22 protein-coding genes and 1 pseudogene are annotated in these 19,494 nt (G+C 64.3%); 12 read left to right on the forward strand and 11 right to left on the reverse strand.

Annotation, left to right across the window (positions count from 1 at the left end; genetic code table 11):
- Window positions 1-6 precede the first annotated feature (6 nt).
- From AC1DEM_RS18215 to AC1DEM_RS18225, 3 genes and pseudogenes are all read right to left on the reverse strand, one after another.
- Window positions 7-231 (reverse strand): annotated as a pseudogene (locus tag AC1DEM_RS18215) (GNAT family N-acetyltransferase); the annotation flags it as partial.
- A gap of 21 nt (window positions 232-252) precedes the next feature.
- The gene (locus tag AC1DEM_RS18220; RefSeq protein WP_476885706.1) at window positions 253-423 is read right to left on the reverse strand and encodes a hypothetical protein; all 171 of its coding nucleotides are present in this window, start codon (window positions 421-423) and stop codon (window positions 253-255) included.
- 108 nt (window positions 424-531) lie between these two features.
- Window positions 532-789, reverse strand: coding sequence for a hypothetical protein (locus AC1DEM_RS18225; protein ID WP_476885707.1), 258 nt, complete (start codon window positions 787-789; stop codon window positions 532-534).
- 166 nt (window positions 790-955) lie between these two features.
- Here AC1DEM_RS18225 and AC1DEM_RS18230 point away from each other — a divergent pair, with 166 nt between their 5' ends.
- The 4 genes from AC1DEM_RS18230 to AC1DEM_RS18245 all read left to right on the forward strand — a co-directional run bounded on the left by AC1DEM_RS18230 (window position 956) and on the right by AC1DEM_RS18245 (window position 4,044).
- Window positions 956-1,843 (forward strand): GNAT family N-acetyltransferase, encoded by an 888-nt coding sequence (locus AC1DEM_RS18230; RefSeq protein WP_476885708.1) that lies wholly within the window; start codon window positions 956-958, stop codon window positions 1,841-1,843.
- A gap of 55 nt (window positions 1,844-1,898) precedes the next feature.
- Window positions 1,899-2,168: a hypothetical protein gene (locus AC1DEM_RS18235; RefSeq protein ID WP_476885709.1), complete on the forward strand. Its 270-nt coding sequence runs from the start codon at window positions 1,899-1,901 to the stop codon at window positions 2,166-2,168.
- Window positions 2,169-2,181: 13 nt separating this feature from the next.
- Window positions 2,182-2,733, forward strand: a complete 552-nt coding sequence (locus tag AC1DEM_RS18240) for an N-acetyltransferase family protein (RefSeq protein ID WP_476885710.1) — start codon at window positions 2,182-2,184, stop codon at window positions 2,731-2,733.
- Between the two features lie 387 nt (window positions 2,734-3,120).
- Complete coding sequence (locus tag AC1DEM_RS18245) at window positions 3,121-4,044, forward strand: alpha/beta fold hydrolase (RefSeq protein WP_476885711.1); 924 nt, start codon at window positions 3,121-3,123, stop codon at window positions 4,042-4,044.
- 79 nt (window positions 4,045-4,123) lie between these two features.
- Here the strand turns inward: AC1DEM_RS18245 and AC1DEM_RS18250 are convergent, their stop codons facing one another.
- A complete protein-coding gene (locus AC1DEM_RS18250; RefSeq protein WP_476885712.1) occupies window positions 4,124-4,969 on the reverse strand; it encodes an alpha/beta hydrolase in 846 nt (281 codons plus the stop codon).
- Between the two features lie 145 nt (window positions 4,970-5,114).
- Here AC1DEM_RS18250 and AC1DEM_RS18255 point away from each other — a divergent pair, with 145 nt between their 5' ends.
- The gene (locus AC1DEM_RS18255) at window positions 5,115-5,603 is read left to right on the forward strand and encodes a hypothetical protein (protein ID WP_476885713.1); all 489 of its coding nucleotides are present in this window, start codon (window positions 5,115-5,117) and stop codon (window positions 5,601-5,603) included.
- Window positions 5,604-5,708: 105 nt separating this feature from the next.
- Here AC1DEM_RS18255 and AC1DEM_RS18260 read toward each other — a convergent pair whose 3' ends face one another.
- Window positions 5,709-7,085 carry an alpha/beta hydrolase gene (locus AC1DEM_RS18260; protein WP_476885714.1) on the reverse strand — a complete coding sequence of 459 codons (1,377 nt, stop codon included), beginning with the start codon at window positions 7,083-7,085 and terminating at the stop codon, window positions 5,709-5,711.
- Window positions 7,086-7,354: 269 nt separating this feature from the next.
- Here AC1DEM_RS18260 and AC1DEM_RS18265 point away from each other — a divergent pair, with 269 nt between their 5' ends.
- Window positions 7,355-9,970, forward strand: coding sequence for a bifunctional lysylphosphatidylglycerol flippase/synthetase MprF (locus tag AC1DEM_RS18265; protein ID WP_476885715.1), 2,616 nt, complete (start codon window positions 7,355-7,357; stop codon window positions 9,968-9,970).
- Between the two features lie 47 nt (window positions 9,971-10,017).
- Window positions 10,018-10,806, forward strand: a complete 789-nt coding sequence (locus tag AC1DEM_RS18270) for a GNAT family N-acetyltransferase (RefSeq protein WP_476885716.1) — start codon at window positions 10,018-10,020, stop codon at window positions 10,804-10,806.
- On the opposite strand, the gene AC1DEM_RS18275 is transcribed toward AC1DEM_RS18270, so the two are convergent.
- A complete protein-coding gene (locus tag AC1DEM_RS18275) occupies window positions 10,774-12,033 on the reverse strand; it encodes an MFS transporter (RefSeq protein WP_476885717.1) in 1,260 nt (419 codons plus the stop codon). The genes AC1DEM_RS18270 and AC1DEM_RS18275 overlap by 33 nt on opposite strands.
- 153 nt (window positions 12,034-12,186) lie before the next feature.
- Here AC1DEM_RS18275 and AC1DEM_RS18280 point away from each other — a divergent pair, with 153 nt between their 5' ends.
- The gene (locus tag AC1DEM_RS18280) at window positions 12,187-12,540 is read left to right on the forward strand and encodes a ClpX C4-type zinc finger protein (protein WP_476885718.1); all 354 of its coding nucleotides are present in this window, start codon (window positions 12,187-12,189) and stop codon (window positions 12,538-12,540) included.
- Here the strand turns inward: AC1DEM_RS18280 and AC1DEM_RS18285 are convergent.
- Entirely contained in the window at window positions 12,537-13,979 is a 1,443-nt protein-coding gene (locus AC1DEM_RS18285) for an AAA family ATPase (RefSeq protein WP_476885719.1), read from the reverse strand. The two genes, AC1DEM_RS18280 and AC1DEM_RS18285, sit on opposite strands and share 4 nt — an antisense overlap.
- Window positions 13,980-14,276: 297 nt before the next feature.
- On the opposite strand from AC1DEM_RS18285, the gene AC1DEM_RS18290 reads away from it, so the two are divergent.
- Complete coding sequence (locus AC1DEM_RS18290; RefSeq protein WP_476885720.1) at window positions 14,277-14,495, forward strand: hypothetical protein; 219 nt, start codon at window positions 14,277-14,279, stop codon at window positions 14,493-14,495.
- A gap of 96 nt (window positions 14,496-14,591) precedes the next feature.
- Here AC1DEM_RS18290 and AC1DEM_RS18295 read toward each other — a convergent pair whose 3' ends face one another.
- The gene (locus AC1DEM_RS18295; protein WP_476885721.1) at window positions 14,592-14,993 is read right to left on the reverse strand and encodes a hypothetical protein; all 402 of its coding nucleotides are present in this window, start codon (window positions 14,991-14,993) and stop codon (window positions 14,592-14,594) included.
- Between the two features lie 435 nt (window positions 14,994-15,428).
- Between AC1DEM_RS18295 and AC1DEM_RS18300 the strand changes: the two genes are divergently transcribed.
- On the forward strand, window positions 15,429-15,557 hold the full coding sequence (locus tag AC1DEM_RS18300) for a hypothetical protein (protein ID WP_476885722.1): 129 nt from the start codon (window positions 15,429-15,431) through the stop codon (window positions 15,555-15,557).
- A 431-nt stretch (window positions 15,558-15,988) separates the two neighbouring features.
- Here the strand turns inward: AC1DEM_RS18300 and AC1DEM_RS18305 are convergent, their stop codons facing one another.
- On the reverse strand, window positions 15,989-16,291 hold the full coding sequence (locus AC1DEM_RS18305; protein WP_476885723.1) for a hypothetical protein: 303 nt from the start codon (window positions 16,289-16,291) through the stop codon (window positions 15,989-15,991).
- A gap of 15 nt (window positions 16,292-16,306) precedes the next feature.
- Window positions 16,307-17,032: a GAF and ANTAR domain-containing protein gene (locus AC1DEM_RS18310; protein ID WP_476885724.1), complete on the reverse strand. Its 726-nt coding sequence runs from the start codon at window positions 17,030-17,032 to the stop codon at window positions 16,307-16,309.
- A 344-nt stretch (window positions 17,033-17,376) separates the two neighbouring features.
- On the opposite strand from AC1DEM_RS18310, the gene AC1DEM_RS18315 reads away from it, so the two are divergent.
- Window positions 17,377-18,078 carry a GAF and ANTAR domain-containing protein gene (locus AC1DEM_RS18315; protein ID WP_476885725.1) on the forward strand — a complete coding sequence of 234 codons (702 nt, stop codon included), beginning with the start codon at window positions 17,377-17,379 and terminating at the stop codon, window positions 18,076-18,078.
- Between the two features lie 52 nt (window positions 18,079-18,130).
- Window positions 18,131-18,874 (forward strand): ANTAR domain-containing protein, encoded by a 744-nt coding sequence (locus AC1DEM_RS18320; RefSeq protein ID WP_476885726.1) that lies wholly within the window; start codon window positions 18,131-18,133, stop codon window positions 18,872-18,874.
- 24 nt (window positions 18,875-18,898) lie between these two features.
- On the opposite strand, the gene AC1DEM_RS18325 is transcribed toward AC1DEM_RS18320, so the two are convergent.
- The gene (locus tag AC1DEM_RS18325) at window positions 18,899-19,381 is read right to left on the reverse strand and encodes a DinB family protein (protein WP_476885727.1); all 483 of its coding nucleotides are present in this window, start codon (window positions 19,379-19,381) and stop codon (window positions 18,899-18,901) included.
- Window positions 19,382-19,494: the final 113 nt, after the last annotated feature.

Raw genomic sequence — 19,494 nt, forward strand, 5'->3', positions numbered from 1 at the left:
TGCAATCTACCGCACGCGGTGTCCGACTCGATGGTCAAGGGTGAAACCCGGGCACCCGGGAAAGTCGCCGACACGATCGGCCGTGAACCCAAGTGCCTCATAGAAGCCGATGGCTGACGGACTTGCCTGCCAGTCCAGGATCATCGGCTGTGGCCGGGTCCGCGACCAGTCGAAGATGAAGTCCATGAGGGCCCTGCCGGTGCCGCCCAGACGTGTGTCAGGTTCGACAAAGAGGTCGTGGACACCCTGAAATTAGTGCGGAAGCTCTGCCGCCTCGGCGGTCAGGGCCTCTGCGCGGAGCTGCGCGATCCGTAACTTCAGGTAAGTGTTCAGCCGGAACACGGTTCGCGCCAGAACGAAGAACGTTGCCACGGGAAAAGCCCAGTAAAGGGCCGCAACGAGCAAGCCCAGAGCCAATTTCAAACCCCCAGTGTCGATGCCGCGGTTGCGACTGAACGCAGCATAGATGCTCCGGCGGGTATTGCCGTAGTCAATTTCGGCTGGGGAGATCCTGCCGAAGCACGGGAGGGTCTACTCAGTGAGTTCGGCCAGCAGGTCGGCTGCGTCCGTATTTCCGGCGGATGCCAGACGCCGCAGCTCTGCGAAATCTTCCTTCTCAGCTGCGAGTTCAACAAGCTGATCCTCAGCGTCTTTGCTGCCGCCGTCGGCAAGGCGCCGCAGTTCGTCGAAGTCTTCCCGCTCCGCGGCAAGCTCGATGAGCTCAGCTATGGCGTCGTTGTCACCAAGGGCGGCCCGCTCCCGGAGAGCTGAAAGTTCAGGGTCTGACATAGCGCGGACCTTCCAAGAAGAATTCTGCTGGACACTTCCTGGCCGCGGTGGTCGATGCGCTTCATCGTGGCCGGGAGTGGCAAACGGGGTGTCAGTGAAGGGTACCTCGCTGAAGGAATCGGCCGAAAGACTCTCTTGCTTCTCAGCGGCGGCTGAGTGATCCGATATGGTCAGCGATATGCGGAAACCGGTGATCGAACCCGCGACGGTCGCTGATGCGGACCGCTTCGCAGCCGACCTGCCATGGGCCCGGGCCGACGAATGGCGTGTCGGGGGATCATCGCTCGTGGCAAAGATCAAGGGGGAGCCGGCGGGCATCGCCGTCTCGGCCGCCAACCGCGTCCATCCGACTCGGGACCCGGTGTTCGTGTTCGTCGCCGAGCAATTCCGGCGACAGGGCATGGGCTCGGCGCTGGTGAAATCCATCCAAACCCGTCGTCGGATGCCGCTATCGGTTAAAGCCCACCCCGGCACGATTGCGCACGAGTTCTACAAATCGCTCGGCGCCGTGCGCTACCAAGTGTGCCCGCCCGAGCGGGTCGACACCTCAAACATCGAGGTACGGCGCTGGGCACTCGAAAACCGCCGGGACGACATCCGCGCCGGCGACCGGCTACCGCTGGAACAACTGACTGAAGCCTGGACGAAAATGTATGAAAACGTTCACGCATCATGGTCGCCCACTGGGACGCGCAATGGCCTCCTCGCCGAATTCGGACCCATGATCCAGAACGAACTGGATCCATCCCGAAGCATGTTCGTCATCAGCAACGACAGGATTACCGCTGCATGCTTTGTCTTCGGTACAGGCAGGGATCCGGAAGTCGAGGCAATATGCGAATCCCTGCAGCCGAACAACCGTTTGGCGCGCACCGACGTCGCCGCCTGCATGGCAGAAGTGCTGGTGAACGCCGGCGGCACCCCGGTGCTGTTTGACGGACACATCACCGACCCACACTTCTTTCCGACCCTCCAACGCATTCCGGACGTTGCAGGCAGGACGCTGGAGCTCCTCGAGATTGGGTCTCGCCACAGCACCCGATTCGTGCTGTGATGGCTGCCAGGTGTTCTACGGGCTGGCTCCATTGCGGAGCTGCGGAAGGGGAGTCGTGGAGGAGACGCCTCAACTGCGCCGGCGTCCAAGATGGCCCTGGGCATTAGCCATCCTTCTGGTGATCGCCGTCGACGCGTTGCTGATCGGTTTTGGGACTGGCGAGTGCTTCGACTACACGGCGGAGTCGGGCGCCGGCAGCACGTGCACGAGTGGCCCGGTCTTGGGGCCGGCAGGCATGTGGCTCCTTGCCGTAATCAGCGTCATCCTCATCCTCTACCTTGCCCGCCTCTGGTGCGCGCCGCGCGGCACCGCTGAGCTGGGTTGATAGATTCGAGACCATGACCACTCCGGATATCCGCGTCAGGGCAGCGACCGAAGACGACGCCGCCCGGCTGGCAGAGATCCACGTTGCGGCCTGGCGGGCCGCTTACCGTGGAGTCATGACCGATGAGTATCTTGACGGTCTCGACGTCGGCCGGGCGGCAACTGCGTGGCGTCGGAACATCCTGGAGCCCAGGGAAGGGACTATTCACCTCGTCGTCCAGAGCGGCAATGAGGTTGTGGGTTTCGCCATCCTCGGTACTGCTTCCGGGGACTCGGACCCGGAAACCGGCCAGCTCCACGCGATCAATGTGCATCCGGACTGCTGGGCGCGGGGAGCGGGCTCCAGCCTGTTCGCGGCCGCAGAACAAAAGCTCGTCGAACTCGGCTACCGCCGGGCATTTCTCTGGGTGGAAAAAAGCAACACTCGGGCCATCAGCTTTTACAGCAACCGCCGCTGGCTCGACGACGGCGGGACCCTGGAAGACACCAGATTCGATCCGCCCGTGGCTGAGAACCGCCACAGCCGGACATTCCCGCCCGGAAGGGTCCCGCCCGACACGCTGTGAGCGCACCGTGCGCAGGCAATCGGCATTGCTCCGAGCCGAGTACCGGCTTCATGCGCCGGCCCAGCGCCGCAGTGTGCTGTTGAGCAGTCCGACCAGCACACTCGTCCACCAGCAGGTTTGCGAGATGCACAAAGTCGCGAGCAACCGGGCCCGCAGCCCGGCTGCCATTGCCGTGAACAAGGTTCCCGGCGGTGTTGCCCGAGCGCAGCGAGGCCCTTTTCGCTCCTGCTGCGGAACCCTGACCGGCTTTCGAGGAAGGACCGAAAGGCGCGACTGACTATGCGCCAGCTTGCCGGTGCCGGACGGCAGGTCGGACGAAACGCGCTGTGGCAGTAAGCCGAATCTCTCCTCAAGCCGTCTCGCCAGCCATTGGAGTACTGTTCGATCATGACGACATCCGGGCGGGAATCCGGTAGTCCACAGCCCAACGTCAGGGTGACGACGAACCGTGTCAGGTCGGAAGGCGATGACCTGTATTTTGAAGTACGAGGTCACGGGCCGGCGTTGTTGTTGATCCCTGGAGCCGGTGGGAACGCGGACTTGTACGCCGCTGTCGCGGACCTCCTCTCGGATGAATTCAAGGTCATCACCTACGACCGCCGCGCGAACGCCCGCAGTACTTCCAACAGTCCCCAGAATTTCGAGATCAGCCAGCAAAGCCGGGATGCGGTAGCAGTAATCCACGCCGCCGGTGAGCAGGCGGCCTTCATCTTCGGGAGCAGCAGCGGGGCTGTAATTGCCCTTGATGTGGCGAAGACCCAACCCCATGCCGTGCGGGCCGCCATCGCTCATGAGCCGCCGTGTGCGAGGGTATCCCCCAACGCTGCCAAGTGGCAACGTTTCTTCGCCAACGTATACCGAATGGCCTACCACTTCAGCCCTTCGCTGGCAGGGCTTCGTTTCATCTTCGGAATTCAGGTTCCCGTGAGGAAGCTTGTCAAGGGACATGCTCAAGCCGCGGAGTATGCCCGCGGCCATAGCGAGTCCCGGCAACGCGAGCCCCGCATCAGCTCGCTCGACACGAACGAGGTCCTGATGAAGCTCGAGCTCCTGCCGGTGACGAACTATCTGCCGGATGTTCTACTGGTTCATCGCAACGGGGTGACGATCATTATGGCCGTGGGCGAGTGGGCCCAGGACCGGAAGACCTGGCTTGGCGAGGTGTCACACATCTTGGCAGAGCGGCTGGGCTGTGAGCTGGTGACATTCCCCGGCCACCATGGCTCGTACACCGACATGCCACACGAATGGGCGGCAACCCTGCGCAGGGTTTTGCGCAAAGCCGGCGGAACAGAGCAAACCGCCAGCTGACGAAATGACACCCTGCTCAGACGCATCCCTGCCTTGGACCGCCGCGTTGGCGCTCGAGGCTCGGCGCTCGCGGCCAGCGTCAAGCCAAGTTCTTGCCCAGGAACGCGAGGACATCCGGGAGGATGGAGCGCCAGTAGCCGCCGTCGTGGCCGCCGGCCTGGAAGCCTCCCTCATGTGCGCCCGGAAGGTCCTTCACATAGTCCCTCACGCTGAAGAGCAGGTTGTCCGCCGTGCCGCAGTCAATGCGCTTCGGCAGCGGCTCCAGCTCCGAGCGCAGGGCAAAGATGTCGTTGGCCGCAAAGTCCGCGGCGCTGTCGAAGTTGTCGGACCGGCCGGCGTCGTACAGGCTCCAGACGGCGGGACTCATCGCGGCGACGGCCCGGAGACCTGGGACGCGGTGCTGGGAGGCCAGGAGCAGGGCGCCGAAGCCGCCCATCGACAGGCCGAACACGGCGAGCCTGCCGGTGTCGACTCCCTGGCGGGTCAGCAGGGGGACGAATTCCTCCACCAGCATGGACTGCGTATCGGTTCCGGATTCCCGGCGATGCCACCACGTCTCGCCGCCGTCGATGGCGGCGATCGCAAATGGCGTCCCTCCGCCGGCCACATGCCCGGCCAGGACGCCGCCGGCGTCCAGCTCGTCGAAGACCATGCGGTGGTCCGCGCCCGTGCCATGCAGGAACAGGGCAACGGGCAACGGGCCGGTACGGCCGTCGGTGGATCCCGGCACTGCCAGTGACCAGCCCGTGGGTTTCTGGGGCCGGTACCTCGAGGTGAAGCTGCCGCTGCGCACGCCGATCGGCGGGGCTGCTGCTGCCGCCTGGCTGGACGTGCCCCGGCCAGCGCACCCCGCGACCGACGCCGCCGCGACGGCGCCGGCTCCGAGCCCCAGCAGGCGCCGTCGGGAAAATCCGGGTGATCCCATGGCCCGATCATAGGCCCGATGCCTCGGTCTGGGAGTTGCCATGCGGGCGGCGGCTCCATGCAGTCGCGGCACACTCCGGCAACAGTTCGGGTACGAATCCGCGGCAACCGTGGGCTTCTGCTGCTGCACCGGAGACACTGACGGCATGGCATTCCACCTGAAGGACCGTGACCGGCGCTCCGCGATCTGCGCCACGATTGGCGTGCTGATGCTGGTTGCCTCGATATCGGGGTGCTCGCCCGGCACGGGCGGGGAGCCTCCGTGTTTCCCTCCCGCCTATACGCTGACCCCGAACCAAGCCAAACCAGGGCAAAGGGTCACAGTGGCTGCATCGGACGCTGACTGCAATCCCCGCTACGGCAACAACGCGCGAATCCAAGTGAGCGTCACCGACGCAACAGGGGCGGAGGTTGTCAACACCACCTCCGCCATGAACGACGCCGGTGGGTTCACCTACACGTTTGTCGTGCCCGCTCAGACAGCCGCCGGGGATGCCGCGGTAACCGCAGCGCCTTACAGCATTGACTGGTGCGATGACACCGGCAGGAACAACCGTGTGTCGGGGGCACGGGAGGTCACTCTCGTGCGGGAGTCGTGTGTGCTGCCTGTGAGGCCGCTGACCATCACCCGCTAAAGCGTATGCACGGCCGGTGGAGCGGCACTGAACGCTTCGACGCGCCAGCACGAACGTGCAGGGCCAGGATCCACCAGAACTTGTACCGGTAGCCGGTGGTCCTCCTCAAGGGTGGGCGAGGCCGAATCTCTGGAAGAGCATCGGAAGTCCGGTCTTGAGGCCGTAGGCCAGAGCGTCCCCGCGGTGTCCGATCCCTTCCCCGACGAACAGGTGCGTTGTCATGCCGGCGGCCTTCGCATCCTTCTCAGCTTCGGCGCTCTGGGGCCCGTACCTTGCGTCAAGGGTGCCGCTGGTGAAGATGGCGAGCTCATCAGAATACGTGTGGGCTTTGAGGATTGTTGCGGGCTTCTCCGCAGTGAACGCGGACTCACTTCCGCCGAAAATGGTCTTGACCGTGTTCTCCTTGGAGCCATTCACGGGTTCCAGCTCTCCGGAGATATCAAGAAGTGAGCCGAATATATCCGGCCTCTTGGCCGCGAACGAGAGTGCGCATTCGCCGCCGTTCGAGTAGCCAGCCACCGCCCATTGGGTCCGGGCACTGGCCACGTTGAGGTTCGTGCGGATGTAGTTGACGACGTCGGTGGTGACATACGTGTAGACGTTGCCCTCCGCGGAGTCGACGCAGACAGGGTTCCTGTAGGGATTGCCCAATTGATCGACGGTGAGGAGCAGTGGGGCCAGGCCGTGGTTTTGCCGCGCCAGGGCATTGAGCTGATGTACCGCAGACCTGCTCTGTTCGGGGCCGCCCGGCTGGCCCATCATCATGACGATGATCGGCAGGGCTGGCGGATTAGCCACCAGCGCAGCGGGCGGGAGGTAGAGGAATGCGTCGCGGGCACGGAATCCTGACGCGCTGGCCGGAATCGTCACTGCGCCGCTTCGCCCGACAGACGGCATTCCCGCAGGCGGCTTCCAGTGCTGCCGTAAGGCGGACCCAGTCAATGACGGGTGCGCGGGGTTTAGTTCGGGCAATGTCAGATGCTTCGTCACGCTCATGCCCAACATGGCTCCCAATGTCGGGTTGAGCCCGTAGCCGGCGTTGATGCCGAGTGCCGCCGTCGCAACGAACAACAGGCAGGCGAGGATGGCGACCGCCTTCCGCCACCAGCGGGACCGCCACAGGTTCACGGCAGCCAGGCCGAGGCCTCCGAACGCGCAAATCACCCAGACGCGGGTGTCCGCATCCAGCGGCAAGCCGAAGACGTTCAGCACGACATCCGAGACGAACAGGACCACGGCTCCGGTCAGGGCGCCGCCGGCAACGGCCGCGGCCGCCGTGACGAGCCATTTCCGCCACCTCGGCAGCTGTAAGGCGCGCGGGGGCGAGCCGTCGTCGTCCCCGGCCGAAGGCCCGACGCGGATGGTCGGGCCCGGACGAAGTCCAGCGCGCAAGACCAGGACGAGGGCTGCCAGAGCCGACAGGGCATAGACCGAGTACAGCAACGGGCTAGCGATGACGCTGAGGTTAAGAAGTTGCTCCATCTCGTCTCCTCCTGTCCGTCATTTTGCGCCATGGCCAGCGGCCGGCCACCGGGTCCGGCTCCGGAGCGCACTGCAGGCTCCCCTAAGAGGCTTTATAGCACGTCCGTCGTCGGCGAAGCTGGGAGCGTTCCGGGCCCTCGCCGCAGACCGGACGGGAGCCTGTCGATGCTTCAGCGGAACCGTCCTATGCTGGCTTGTACGTCAGTGATCAAATGGACGCTACAGGATGGGCCTGTCGGATTGTCCCTAAAATCCTGAAAGGATTCACCGTGCTAGAGTCGCCGGCCGTCACCAAGCCAGGGCGATTCCGCCGCGGCGGGCCCGTGCGCTGGCTGCTCGCGGTGGTGCGCGGGTCTCCCGTCACGGTGTCCTTCGTCGTTGTCTACTGGATCTTGGGTCTCCTGTCCTCGAGTCTCCTCTTCGGCCCTGCAGCGCAGTGGCGGGCGGAAGTGGCGGCATCGGCACAATCGTTGCCGAATCATTGGTGGGCGGTGGTGTCTGCCGCATTCTGGGCAAGAAACCTGCTCGGCTACGTGGTGGGAACGGCGCTTGTGCTGCTGGCCTGCTTGCCGCTGGAACGGCAGATGGGGAGCAAGAACTTCTCTGTCGCGGCCGTTCTGACGCAGATCGCGGGCATCCTGGCCGCCGCTGGATTTTGGGAGGCTACCCGACTACTGACGGGGAACTGGGCCCGGGAAATGCGCGGACTGTACTTCTTCGGCCCGACTGCTTTCATTTGCGGAACGGCCATGGCAGCGACCGCGTCCATGGGGGCCTTGTGGAGGCGGCGGATCCGCCTCGGACTCTTCGGGCTGCTAATACTCCTCGCCCTTTACAGCGGGGGTTTCGCCGATCTAAGTCGACTTGGGGCCGGCGCTGCGGGCGCGCTCTTGGGCCCGTTCCTTCTGGGCCGTCGCCCCCGGCTGGTGCGCCCGGTCAGTTCAAGGCACGAGGGCAGGGTGCTCGTGGCCCTCCTCGTGGCTGTATCGGCCGTCGGGCCGGTGGTTGCCGGCCTGGTCCCGCACGCAGTGGGGCCGCTCGCCGTCCTGCGCTTCCTGTTCACAGACATTCGGCCCGTGGACCCCCAGACAGTACAGGCCATCTGCGCTGTTCCGGCCCAGCATCGGGACTGTGAGGCCGCGCATCTGCAGTTGCGGGCGGGTGCTGGCGCAATCTTCATGGCGATTGTTCCGTCATTTATGCTGCTGCTGCTCGCTGAGGGGCTCCGACGCGGACGACGCTTCGCCTGGGCAGGAGTGCTCGTGGTCCAGGCCGGGTTGTCACTGCTGGCGCTCACTACACTGGTGGCAGTTCTGCAGGCGGCCGGCCCAGACACAGTCGCGGGGGAGTTGGTGGACGCAAGCCAGCCGGGTCACAGTACCCAACCGCTGGCACTCGTGGTCCCGCTGCTTGTCCCGGTGTTGCTACTCGTTGTCCTGATGGGGTGCGGGAGGTTGTTTCCCGTGACCGCACCCCGCGGCACGTACACCCGGCTGGCACTGCAGCTGCTAGTCCTTGCCGGCGCCCTTAGCCTGGTCTACATCGCGGTCGGGTTGGCCCTCGCGACTGAGTTCACCCCTGTCCCCGCCGCAGCCGATCTCCTGGCGGACACCCCGGACAGGTTCTTGCCGCTGGGCTTCATTGCAGACGTTCCGCCTGCCTTCTTACCCCAGGGCACGCTGGCAGTTCTGCTTTACGAAGGAGTCGGCATCGTGTTCTGGGCCGTCACCGGTGTGCTGGTCTTTAAATCGTTTGTGCGGCCAAGTCAACCCCGGCATGGCGATGGCAAGGAGCGGGCCTTGGCCATCCTGAAATCACAGGACGGCAGTTCCATATCCTGGATGACCACCTGGGCCGGGAACACCTACTGGTTCTCGGCCACCGGCCAGAGCTACATCGCATACCGCGTTATCGCCGGCATCGCGCTCACGGTGGACGGCCCAGTCGGACCCAAGAACCTGAACGCCGCGGCAGTCGATGGATTCTGGGACTACTGCCGGTCAAATGGGTGGACACCCTGTTTCTATTCCGTATCCGCGGAGGTCCGGGATGCGGCAACCGGCCTTGGCTGGGACACCGTTCAGGTTGCTCAGGAAACTGTCCTGTCACTGGAGTCCTTGTCATTCAAGGGGAAGAGATTCCAAGATGTACGCACCTCTTTAAACAACGCGGCCAAGGCGGGAATCCATGCAGAATGGGTTAGCTACCCCACGGCAGGCTTGAACATCCAGACCCAGATTCTGGCTATCTCCGAAGAATGGGTTGCGGACCGGACGATGCCCGAAATGGGGTTCACCCTTGGCGGGCTCGACGAACTGAACGACCCTGAAGTCCGCTGCCTGCTCGCAATAGACGCCGACCAACAAGTGCACGCCGTCACCTCCTGGCTTCCGGTCTACCGCAACGGAAGGATCGTGGGCTGGACGCTGGATTTCATGAGAAGGCGCAGAACCGGCTTCCGGGCGGCCGTCGAGTTCCTCATTGCTTCCGCAGCGATGAGCCTCAAGGATGAAGGGTGCGATTTCATCAGTCTTTCGGGTGCACCATTGGCCCGGACTGCGCCGGTCCTCCGTCCGGACGTGACCCCAGCGGGTCCCTCAGCGACCGCCGGCCTGGACCGACTGCTGGATCGCCTTGGATCCGCTCTTGAACCCGTCTACGGGTTTAGGTCCCTTTTGGCCTTCAAGAGCAAGTTCTACCCCAGCTATGTCCCCCTCTTCATGGCATATCCCGACTCGGCGGCCCTGCCCGGAATCGGGAACGCCCTTACCCGCGCCTATCTGCCCGATCTGTCACTCGGCGAGGGGTTCAGGCTGCTGCGGAACTTACTGAGCGAACGCGTCAGCGGTGTTGGACGCTCTGGTCGCCAGCCGACGGAAAGCTAGCCGGGACACACATCAAACCGAATCCGGACGATGTACCGTGGAGGCCGATGACTCTTTCTGAAGAACTTCTTCTGGCATACGACCAGCAACTCCGAACGGATGCCGAGACGCCCAGTGCCATCGGCGTTGAACGGCTGGGTCCCCTACGTCTGGTGACCTTCGCAGGCGGCAGAGGCTTTGTGACCTACCAAGACCTCGACGGGGCCAGCGCCCGAACAATCGCGCGTTGGGTGGTCGAGGCGCTCGCGGTATACCGCAGCGATCCGGCAATCGTGCGAATTGAGTGGAAAACCCGTGGCCACGATCACGCGCCCGGACTCCATGACGCACTGCTCGAGAACGGATTTGAGCCGGACGAAATCGAGTCGGTCATGATTGGGCCGGCCAGCGCGTTGAATGTGGAGGTGCAGCTCCCGCCCGGCATCAGCCTGCGGCGCGTGACTGAAGAACGGGACATTCGCGCCATGAGCGCCATGCAGGACGAGGTTTTCGGTACTGACGCGTCCGAGGGCAATGCCGACGCCATCCTGCGTCGTGTGGCCCTGGACGACGGTATGGAACTGTGGGTTGCCGAACACGACGGGGTGATTGTGAGTGCGGGCCGCCTCGAGCCGGTACGGGACACCGACTTCGCGGGCATCTGGGGCGGGGCAACGCGTGCAGAATGGCGTAGCCTGGGTATTTATCGGGCCCTCACGGCGGCCCGGGCTCGAGCCGCGCTAACGCTCGGCAAGCAACTCATCCACAGCGACTCGACAGAATATTCGCGACCGATTCTGGAACGCTACGGCCTGCACCGGGTGTCAACAACCACTCCGTACCGCTGGCGGCGCTAACGGCCCAGGCGCGTCCGCCGGGATTGTTGTCCAGGTCCGCAACGGCGAGAACACGATAGGGACTGCGGAGGCGCCGGCGAGCAGTGCCCAGATCCAGAGCACGGGCTCAACGCCTGCCCATGCGGCGAGGGCGCCGCCGGCCAGGCTGGCGACGGGCATGACTCCGAGGACAAAGAGTCTGTTGCTGGCCAGGACTGTCCCGAGCCTGTGGGGCGGAGCGAGGCGCGGGATGATCCCGGCGCCCGCCACGGCCATAACCACAACAAGAAAAGCCCACCCGAACGTGGACGCGCTCAGCCAGAGAGCCGGGAACCACGGCAGGACCGCGGACAGGGGAGTCAGCGCCACGGCCGGGACGCAGGCGATGCCGGCGAGGATTCTGGTCTTTCCGATGCCGAGTTGGCCCAGGATGGCCGGCGCGGCGAAGGACGCGGCAAGGCCGCCCACGGCGGCGAAGGTGCTCAGAAGCGCGAAGACGGCCGGGCTCAGTCCCAGGACGTTGAGGGCGTAGACCGCGGTGGCGGCGCTGCCAAACATGGTGGCTGCGTTGAGAATCATCCCGGACAGGAACAGAGCCCGGAGTGCCCGGTGGTGAATGGTGAACGACAGTCCTGCCCGGGCCGCAGTCCAAAATGCCTCGTGACTCCGGGGTGGCTTGACGTCATCATTTACCTGAATTCTCGTGAGGACCAGGGCGGACAGGGCGTAGGCGAACCCGGCCGCCACTAAGACGAACGGCGCGGCGACGGCGCTGAGCAGCGCCCCGGTCAGGGACGGAGAGCCGACGGCGACCGCGCTGGCGGCCGTTTGCAGCCGGGCATGCGCGTCGCTCATCTCTTCCCGCCCCACCACGGAGGGCACGAAAGCTCCGTGGGCGGTGGTGAACACGACGTCGGCAATGCTGATCAGCGCTACGCAGGCCAGCAGCTGCCCCAGCGTCATGACGCCGCAAACAAAGGCTGCCGGTACGCTCAGGACCACCAAGGCCCGAGCCGCGTCCGCTGCAATCATCAGCCGGCGCCGGCGGAACCGGTCCACCCAGACGCCGATCGGCACGCCCAGGACAAGGAACGCACTCATGCCCAGGGCGTTGATGACTCCCACCTCCAGGGCGCCGGCACCGAGCAGGGAAACGGCAATGATCGGGATCACCACCCGGCTTGCTTCGTCCCCCACACCCTCGAACGCGGCGGCTATCCACAACCGCCGGAAGGCAACCAGCTGCAAAATTGGTTTTTTGGCCGTCTTCACCGTCCTTACAATCGGCCGGGCGCCAGTGCTGACAACTCGCTGTAAGGCCATACCTGACAATTTGTCAGGAACTGCCTGACAAATCAACTATTCTGGCAGTGTCAGGCGATAAGTCTTAAGGAGAATGCCGTGGAACTGGAACCGCCGCTGGCCGGCCCGCTGATGTGCAGCTTCTGCGCGAGACCGGCCAACACCTCCCGACGCCTCGTGGCAGGTCCCGGCGTAGCCATCTGTAAGGACTGTGCCCGGGCGTCCATGGCGCTGTTCAGCAACTCGGAAGTTTCTCCGGCGGCGGCCCCGTGGGCGAGAATGACCGACGATGAACTGCTGGCCCACCTGCCGGAAATCGCCGCCGTCGCCTCACAAGTCGAAGACCGGTTGAGGGCCTGGGTGGGGACCACGCGTCAAAGGCGCATCAGCTGGGCGCGCATTGGCGCGGCGCTGGGTATGACGCGGCAGTCAGCGTGGGAACGATTTTCCTAGCTGCCGGAATAGAAGGTTGCCGGCGGCCCGGGGAACGGTCCTCCACTGCCCTCAGTGTCGCTACCCGCGCCGCTGCCAAGGAGGCTCCGGGTGAGGGCGGCGCTGTCGGCCATCAGGTCTTCCACAGCCTTCGCCAAATGGTTGTCCGCGACCGGTACGCCTTCCAATGCGCCTGCGACGACCGCCCGGCGGACGAGTTCACGTGCGAACGAGGCCGTGGTGCCTTCGGTGCGGGCGGCGGCATCTTCAACCGCGTGAGGGCTGAAGGGGATGCCGCGGGCATACAGCCTGACCAGCGAAACCCGCTCCGGCTGGGCCGGCAGGGGAATTTCCACGGCCAGGTCCACACGTCCGGGACGCTGGGCCAGGGCGCGTTCAAGCATGTCCACCCGGTTGGTGGTGAGGACGAACGCGACGTCGGCGTCGCTGGCCAACCCGTCCATGGCGTCCAGCACCTCGAAAAGCAGCGGCTGGGGTCCGTGCCCGAAGCTGCGGTCCTCGGCGATGAGATCGCAGTCCTCAAGAACGACGATGGAGGGCTGCAGCGCCCTGGCCATGGCGGCGGCTTCTGAGATCCTGGCGAGCGATCCCCCCGAAAGAAGGATTGCTGTGACACCGTCGCTCCGACTCAACAGGTACCGCACCGTGTGGGTCTTGCCGGTCCCCGGCCTGCCATAGAGCAGGACGCCGCGTTTGAGGTGCTGGCCGTACTTGTTGAGGGATTCCCGGTGCTCGGCGATGCCTAAGGTGTGGTCCGACACTTTCTCCAGCAGGCCATCCGGCAGGATGACATCGGACGCGGCAAGGGCCGGCCGGGCGTGAAAGGTCACCCCGGCCGCGCTGGGACCATATTCGCCCATCACCAAGGAAATGACCTGCCCCTTGAGCACGCTGCGGTGCTGCATCCGCCGGCGGAACTCCGAGAGGAAGTGTGCGGCCTTATCCGTCGCACCGGCCAAAACTTCAAGTGAAGCGGACTGCCGGCCATACCGGGGGTTAGCGTCCCGCTGCAGCACTGCGATTGGACTGCCGCCGTGGCTGAATAGCCACAGTCCCAGTGCCACGGCCTGCCGCTGTTGGTCCGGACCGACCGCGAGGTTGGCGTAGTCCGGCTGGGACAGAGGATACTGGGGAAACATTTGGGACTGCTGCAACATGTCGCTCAGCGAATGATGGTGCCTTTGGTCTCCGCCGCCGATGCCCACGAGCCGGAACCCGGGGTCCTCTGCAGCGAGTTCCTCCATCAGGATGTCCGCGTCCACGAACCGGTGCGGCGGAATCTCCTCAACCACCACAGCCACTGATTCCGCCTGGACCGCCAAGTGGTCTGTAAGCGTGGTCAGCAGCTGGGTTCCCGGTTGCACCCGGTGCTGCCCGGACTGTGCAAGCTCCACCAGCTGCGCGAAATTGTCGATGAACTTCCCCAAATTTTCATCCATGGGCTGACCCTACCAGCGCCGCATTCCCGTATTGACGCTTAAAGATGTTTCCGTCCTGGCGCATTCGAGCAGGACCGTATTGGCGTCTGCAGAGTTCCCGAAAGGTTTCACAAAGGGGAAGAAAATATCTTCCTCGGAGGGCCGGCCCTGTTTGGTATGCTCGCAAAATATTCTGGCTATTTGGGGGGGACCATGAATAAGGGAATGAAATCTGCAATTGCAGTCGTAGCTCTCACTCCGCTTCTCGCACTGGGGCTGTCAGCCGCTTTCGGAACGTCGAAGTCCGGTCCTGCTGGCATGCCAGCTGGTGCATCGGACCACCCAGAGTGCTACAACCGGGCCAGGCTGAACGATCCGAATGACTTCTGCTACCGGACCATGGGTGCTTGGAATAGCACCAAATCCTCTGACGAGGAAGTCCGGAGCATGATGTCCATCGAGCGAATGGTGAAGGCCCGCAAGACCGTTCAAGAGATCCAGCGCTACTACCCGGAGTATTCGCCGCCCACGAAATGACGCTGCCACGCATATCAACCCCGTGACTGTATTAGCGGCCGGAACGGGTCTACCAGTGTGCATTTGCGCCTCCCACTCCGGGATTCCGGCAGCCGGTTAGCTCGTGGGCCGATTCGGCTCATCGGCATCCCGCGTCAGATCGGCGCCCTCGGGTATCTGGAGGGCCTCGATTCCCGGATCGGCGACGATTTCCGAAATGAGGTTTTGGCTACCCCCGATGATTGTTGAGTCAAAGTCGATCTCCGTCACCAGCGTCCAGGCGCGGTCGGCGGGCCACATGAGGCTCGGGGACTGTGGCGAGTGTGCATCACGTGTCCACAGTGCGGTGCGGACCCAGCCGGGGCTGGCGAACGCTATCGGAGCTTCGGAGAAGAGGAAATGCGTTCGTCCGGGCAACTCGAGCCGGGGTCCGTGCACTACCGCGGCGGGCAGTAGTCCCGACCCGCCGTCGGCCCCGGATGACGGTGCAGCGGAGGTGCTGTCGGCGGCGACGAGCAACGGCCACGCGGGACCAAGGGACGGATTCGACGTCGATCTCCGTAGCAGTTGGCCTGCTGTGTCCGCGCCAGGTGCCGGTATCGGCTGGCCTGTCGCGCGTCGCGGGATGGAACACGCGGGCATAGGCCTGGTATCCGTACGGCACCACGCAGTGCATGTCCCTCGCGGAGCGGTCCAGAAGAGGACGCAGCCAGTCGGCGAATGCAACATCACTGAAAGGTTCCATGGGCCCAGCCTAGAATCTCGGAGCCGAACACAAACCGCATTGGATGAATGTCCGGGGTTCGGACAACGCAAGCGGAGAACCACAGACCCGCGTCACTTAAAGTCGCATCTGAATTGTTACTCTCTTTTCCTTTTGTGCGGCAAATGCAATTGATATTCTGAATTTGGTCAGGAAGAGGCCGCTCACCTCGTTGCGGGAGTCCTTGCCTCATGCCCACCAGACTCGATGTCACCGTCACTGCCGACGCGGACGTTCTGGCTGTCGCCATGAATCCACTCGAGTACTTGACCGCCCACAGTTTCACCGCCCCAGAGCATGGTTGGGGCGTTGCGGCATGATCGGCACAGGGTCACAGCGGCGCCCCGGCAGCAGGATCTTTTACACGTTCCAGCACTTGCCGCAGGTGCCCACTGGCGACCTCCTGCAGCTCCGGCAGGCGCTGGCGAATAGCCAGGAACCAGCTGAAAACCCTGCTGCGTCCGAGCTCCTGCAGATCATCAACGCGGAACTGCGCGGGCGCGGCCGGCGGCGCGAGTGGCGTCCGAGCCTGGTCGGGGCGCGATCACGCCGCCGGCACGCGGGCCGACGGTCCGGCAAGCAGGATCAGAAGCCTGATCCAGGCTTCCCTTAGACCAGCGCGGATGCGGCCCTTATGAAACGTATCGGGGGTGGCCGCATCCGCGCTAATACGCACATAGTGCACGGCGTGCCGTGTACCCGGCTGGCGCCGGAGAGCGCGGGCCCAGGTGCCGCCCTCGAACCGGCGACATCACGGGCGCTGGTCCGGTTCGGTGTCCTCGTCTGCCGTGCCCGTAGCGGGTCTGCTGTAGGGAGCCCGCGGAGCGGGGGAGTCCAGCGCATTCAAACGTTCGTTGACCGCATGGGCCAGAATGTCGCGCTGGAGGTCCGGCAGCGACATTGCTCCGTGCAGGTACGCCTCCACCTCTAACTCGCCGGCTTGTCCACCCAGAGTGAAGTATTTCAGCCAAAGTTCATCGAGGTTGAGCCCGGTGTAAGGAAGCGAAGCAGCAATCCCGCGTCGTTGCTCGCTTTCTTCATTGCTCAAGGCCATTGTTCCGCCTTGTGTTTACGTGCCGGACGACGCAGAGAAGCGGACCAAAGCCGCTGCAGTCTCATGCAAAGTTTCCCCTGACCGGCGGGACATGGCGATCAGGGTTCGGAAGGCGTCGTCCTCTCCGGTGTTGTCCCGTGCCATCAGCATGCCTTTGGCCACGCTGATGGTGTCGCGCTGAAACAGGGCGTGCTGGAGTTGCTGGCTTAGGACCGCGGCAGCTTCACGGGCCTGCGCGTTAACGACAAACAACACTGCCTGTTGCGCAAATAGGGCAAGCAGCCGGACGGTGTGATCGTCGAACCGGTCCGATTCGCCGGCATAGACCTTAACCGCCCCCACTGCCGTGCTTCCGGTCAAGAGCGGGCTGCTGGCGACCGAACCGATGCCCATGGGTGCCACGGCCGCACTCCAGGCGGGCCAGCGGTGATCGGTAGAGGCATCGCTGACCAGCACGGGCTCGCCAGTTGCCCACGCCGTCAGGCACGGACCTTCGCCCAGTTCAAACTGCAGCGTGTCCGCCCGGGAAACGACGTCGCCGCCCGAAGACGCAGCCGTGAGGCGCTGGCCCCCGGGGTTCATCAGGCTGACCCCGGCTCCCACCGCTCCGGGAATGGCAGCCACGGCGGCGTCCGTGATCACCTGCAGGGCATGCGCGACAGTTTCCTCGGTCAGTAACATCCGGGACGCGCGGGCGAAGACCGCGGTGAGTTCCTCTGCCAAGGGCAGGTCGATTTCCATGTTCTACCTCGACAGGTTGCACGGTGCCGTGTTCAATGTGCTGTGTTCACTGTGCCGTGTTCACTGTGCCGTGTTCACTGTGCCGTGGCGGGGCGCTGCGGCTGCGTCTTCCAGCATAACCGGCCTCGCACCGTAGGACACCTGTTCACCACACCGCAGCGCGCGTAGTGTGGAAAGAGGAGATACCCCCGGGAGAGTTCGACCGGCCGACGTTCTTCGCACTAGGTTGCGTACGAACTAGAGCGCGCACCCGCAATCAGGGCTCCTGCAAGGGCGACCCACAGGAAGAAGACACCGTCACTTCACAATCAGGGGCTGCGCCGACCGCGGAACAGCTCCAAGATATGCTGCTGGAGAGCCCGGGCTTCATCGATTTCCTCCTCAGCCTTTCCACACTGGCGGCTACCGCGTTAGGCGGCAAGAACACCAGGATGTGTGCCATCACCGTGGAACGCGACGGAAGTCCAGCCACCGTCGCCAGTAGCGGACCCGAAGCGCAACGTTTGGATGAAATCCAGTACAGCCTTCACAACGGCCCGTGCCTGACCGCATTGCGGACCTCTCAGACCATCTTGGTGACCGATGCGGGCACGGATCCGCGCTGGACTGCCTACGCCCGCGCCATGTCCGCGGAAAACGTCCGATCGGTACTAGCAGTGCCCATAACCTCTGACGCCGGATCGGCGGCGGCGCTCAACTGTTACTCCTCCGAATCGGGGGAGTTTGAACCGGGCACCGTCGAACAGGTGCAGGAATACGCGGCGTCGATCTCCAACATTCTCCGTCTTGCCCTCAGGGTTCATCCGGCCCCTCCCTACCCGGAACATCTGCGGTCGGCTCTGCAATCGCGTGCCGTGATTGATGCCGCCGTCGCACTCGTCATGGCCCAGAATCGATGCAGCCACGACCAAGCCTTGGCGTTGATAAGCCGTGCAGCAACTATCCAGGGCACGCGGATGCATGACATCGCGGCCGACATCATCGCCGGGTCCGCGCCGCGGGCCGGTCCTGCCGATCGCGGGGGTGACGACCCAACCGGCCGGTAACGTTGCCCGCGATGTAGCATGATTTGGGGGCATGCGGCCGGAAGGAGCCGGGGTGGAACTTGCAGAGCAGCGCTTGGTTGACGGGACCGCGGAGCAGCTACAGGACCTTGTGCTGTCCAGCGAGGACCTGGAAGAATTTTTGGGCCAACTGGCCCATCACTTAGCCACGGGGCTATCCCACGCAGATCGGGAAATCGTCTGCGCCGTAACTGTCGCGAGGCCTAAGAAACCCGCCGCAACCGGCGCCGGCAGCGCCAGGGCAGTCGAACTCGAAGAGCTTCAAGCCGAGGCCGGCGAGGGGCCCTGCATCACGGCCATGAGCGGAGCACGCCCGGTATACGTCAGGGACGTGAGGCGGGAGAGCCGGTGGCCAGTATTCGGTCAAGCGGCTGCGGAGCGGGGATATGCTGCCGTCCTGGTGGTCCCCATCGATCTGGACGACGAATGCCGGGCCGCCCTGAGCTTCTACGCCACGCACCATTCCGGATTTACGGACGGCGAGATCCTCACGGCAGAAAACGTTGCCCGGCAGGTCTCCCGGCCCCTGGGCCTGAGCCTGCGGATCGGCCGCCTCCAGGACGCCCGCGACGACCTCGCGTCCGCCATGAAATCGCGTACGGTCATCGACATGGCTATTGGCGTGGTCATGGCCCAGAACAGGTGTCCGCCAGATGAGGCATTCACGTTGCTCCGCAAAGCCTCCAACGCCCGGAACATCAAGCTGCGCGAAGTTGCGGTATCCATCGTTGCTGCTATTGCCGGCACCACGGACATCCGGTCACGCTTCGACTTGTAGCCTTGACTCGAGCGGCCGGCGCCGTCAGGAGCGTGCAGCGAGGATCTGCTCGCGCAGAATGTCCGCGTGACCGCAATGCTGGGCGAGTTCCCTGAGCATGTGCAGGTAGATCCACCGCAGGGGCAGCGGACCGCGCCGGTTGCCCGTGACGACGTTGTCAAGGTCGAGGGGAGCGGCCATGCGGCGTGAATCCGCACAGGCCTGGCTGTAGGCGGCTTGGAGGCCCGCGATGGTGTCGTCGTCGGCCAGGATGAACGATTCATCCGGAGTGGCGGGGATGCCGATCTCCTCCCGGCTCCTACCGGTGATGGCCTCGTCGAACCACACCTTTTCCACAAAGGTGGCGTGCTTGACCAGGCCCAGGAGGGTGGTCCGCGAGGGCACAAGCGACGCCCGGGCCTCCTGCTCCGAGAGCCCGTCCAAGCAGCTGTTCAGCGCCTTCCGATGCTCATCGAGGAATGCATCGAGCTGGGTCCGGGTGTCCGCTGTGAATGTTGCAGGATCCATGCTGGGGTTTGGTCTCATGGCCTCACAGCCTAGTACCGGCCGCCGCGTTCCGGGGGACCCGGACCCGCCAGCGGGGTCCAGGTCCCCAAGAATCCGACACGTGAGGCTGGATC

The sequence above is a fragment of the Arthrobacter sp. 05T420 genome, from assembly GCF_056396305.1.

Bases quoted from the DNA above. Each gene is read 5' to 3' on its own strand.
- AC1DEM_RS18225 (WP_476885707.1), bottom strand. From the start codon at position 789: ATGTCAGACCCTGAACTTTCAGCTCTCCGGGAGCGGGCCGCCCTTGGT.
- AC1DEM_RS18230 (WP_476885708.1), top strand. From the start codon at position 956: ATGGTCAGCGATATGCGGAAACCGGTGATCGAACCCGCGACGGTCGCT.
- AC1DEM_RS18240 (WP_476885710.1), top strand. From the start codon at position 2,182: ATGACCACTCCGGATATCCGCGTCAGGGCAGCGACCGAAGACGACGCC.
- AC1DEM_RS18245 (WP_476885711.1), top strand. From the start codon at position 3,121: ATGACGACATCCGGGCGGGAATCCGGTAGTCCACAGCCCAACGTCAGG.
- AC1DEM_RS18250 (WP_476885712.1), bottom strand. From the start codon at position 4,969: ATGGGATCACCCGGATTTTCCCGACGGCGCCTGCTGGGGCTCGGAGCC.
- AC1DEM_RS18255 (WP_476885713.1), top strand. From the start codon at position 5,115: ATGGCATTCCACCTGAAGGACCGTGACCGGCGCTCCGCGATCTGCGCC.
- AC1DEM_RS18260 (WP_476885714.1), bottom strand. From the start codon at position 7,085: ATGGAGCAACTTCTTAACCTCAGCGTCATCGCTAGCCCGTTGCTGTAC.
- AC1DEM_RS18270 (WP_476885716.1), top strand. From the start codon at position 10,018: ATGACTCTTTCTGAAGAACTTCTTCTGGCATACGACCAGCAACTCCGA.
- AC1DEM_RS18285 (WP_476885719.1), bottom strand. From the start codon at position 13,979: ATGGATGAAAATTTGGGGAAGTTCATCGACAATTTCGCGCAGCTGGTG.
- AC1DEM_RS18290 (WP_476885720.1), top strand. From the start codon at position 14,277: ATGCCAGCTGGTGCATCGGACCACCCAGAGTGCTACAACCGGGCCAGG.
- AC1DEM_RS18300 (WP_476885722.1), top strand. From the start codon at position 15,429: ATGCCCACCAGACTCGATGTCACCGTCACTGCCGACGCGGACGTTCTG.
- AC1DEM_RS18305 (WP_476885723.1), bottom strand. From the start codon at position 16,291: ATGGCCTTGAGCAATGAAGAAAGCGAGCAACGACGCGGGATTGCTGCT.
- AC1DEM_RS18310 (WP_476885724.1), bottom strand. From the start codon at position 17,032: ATGGAAATCGACCTGCCCTTGGCAGAGGAACTCACCGCGGTCTTCGCC.
- AC1DEM_RS18315 (WP_476885725.1), top strand. From the start codon at position 17,377: ATGCTGCTGGAGAGCCCGGGCTTCATCGATTTCCTCCTCAGCCTTTCC.
- AC1DEM_RS18325 (WP_476885727.1), bottom strand. From the start codon at position 19,381: ATGGATCCTGCAACATTCACAGCGGACACCCGGACCCAGCTCGATGCA.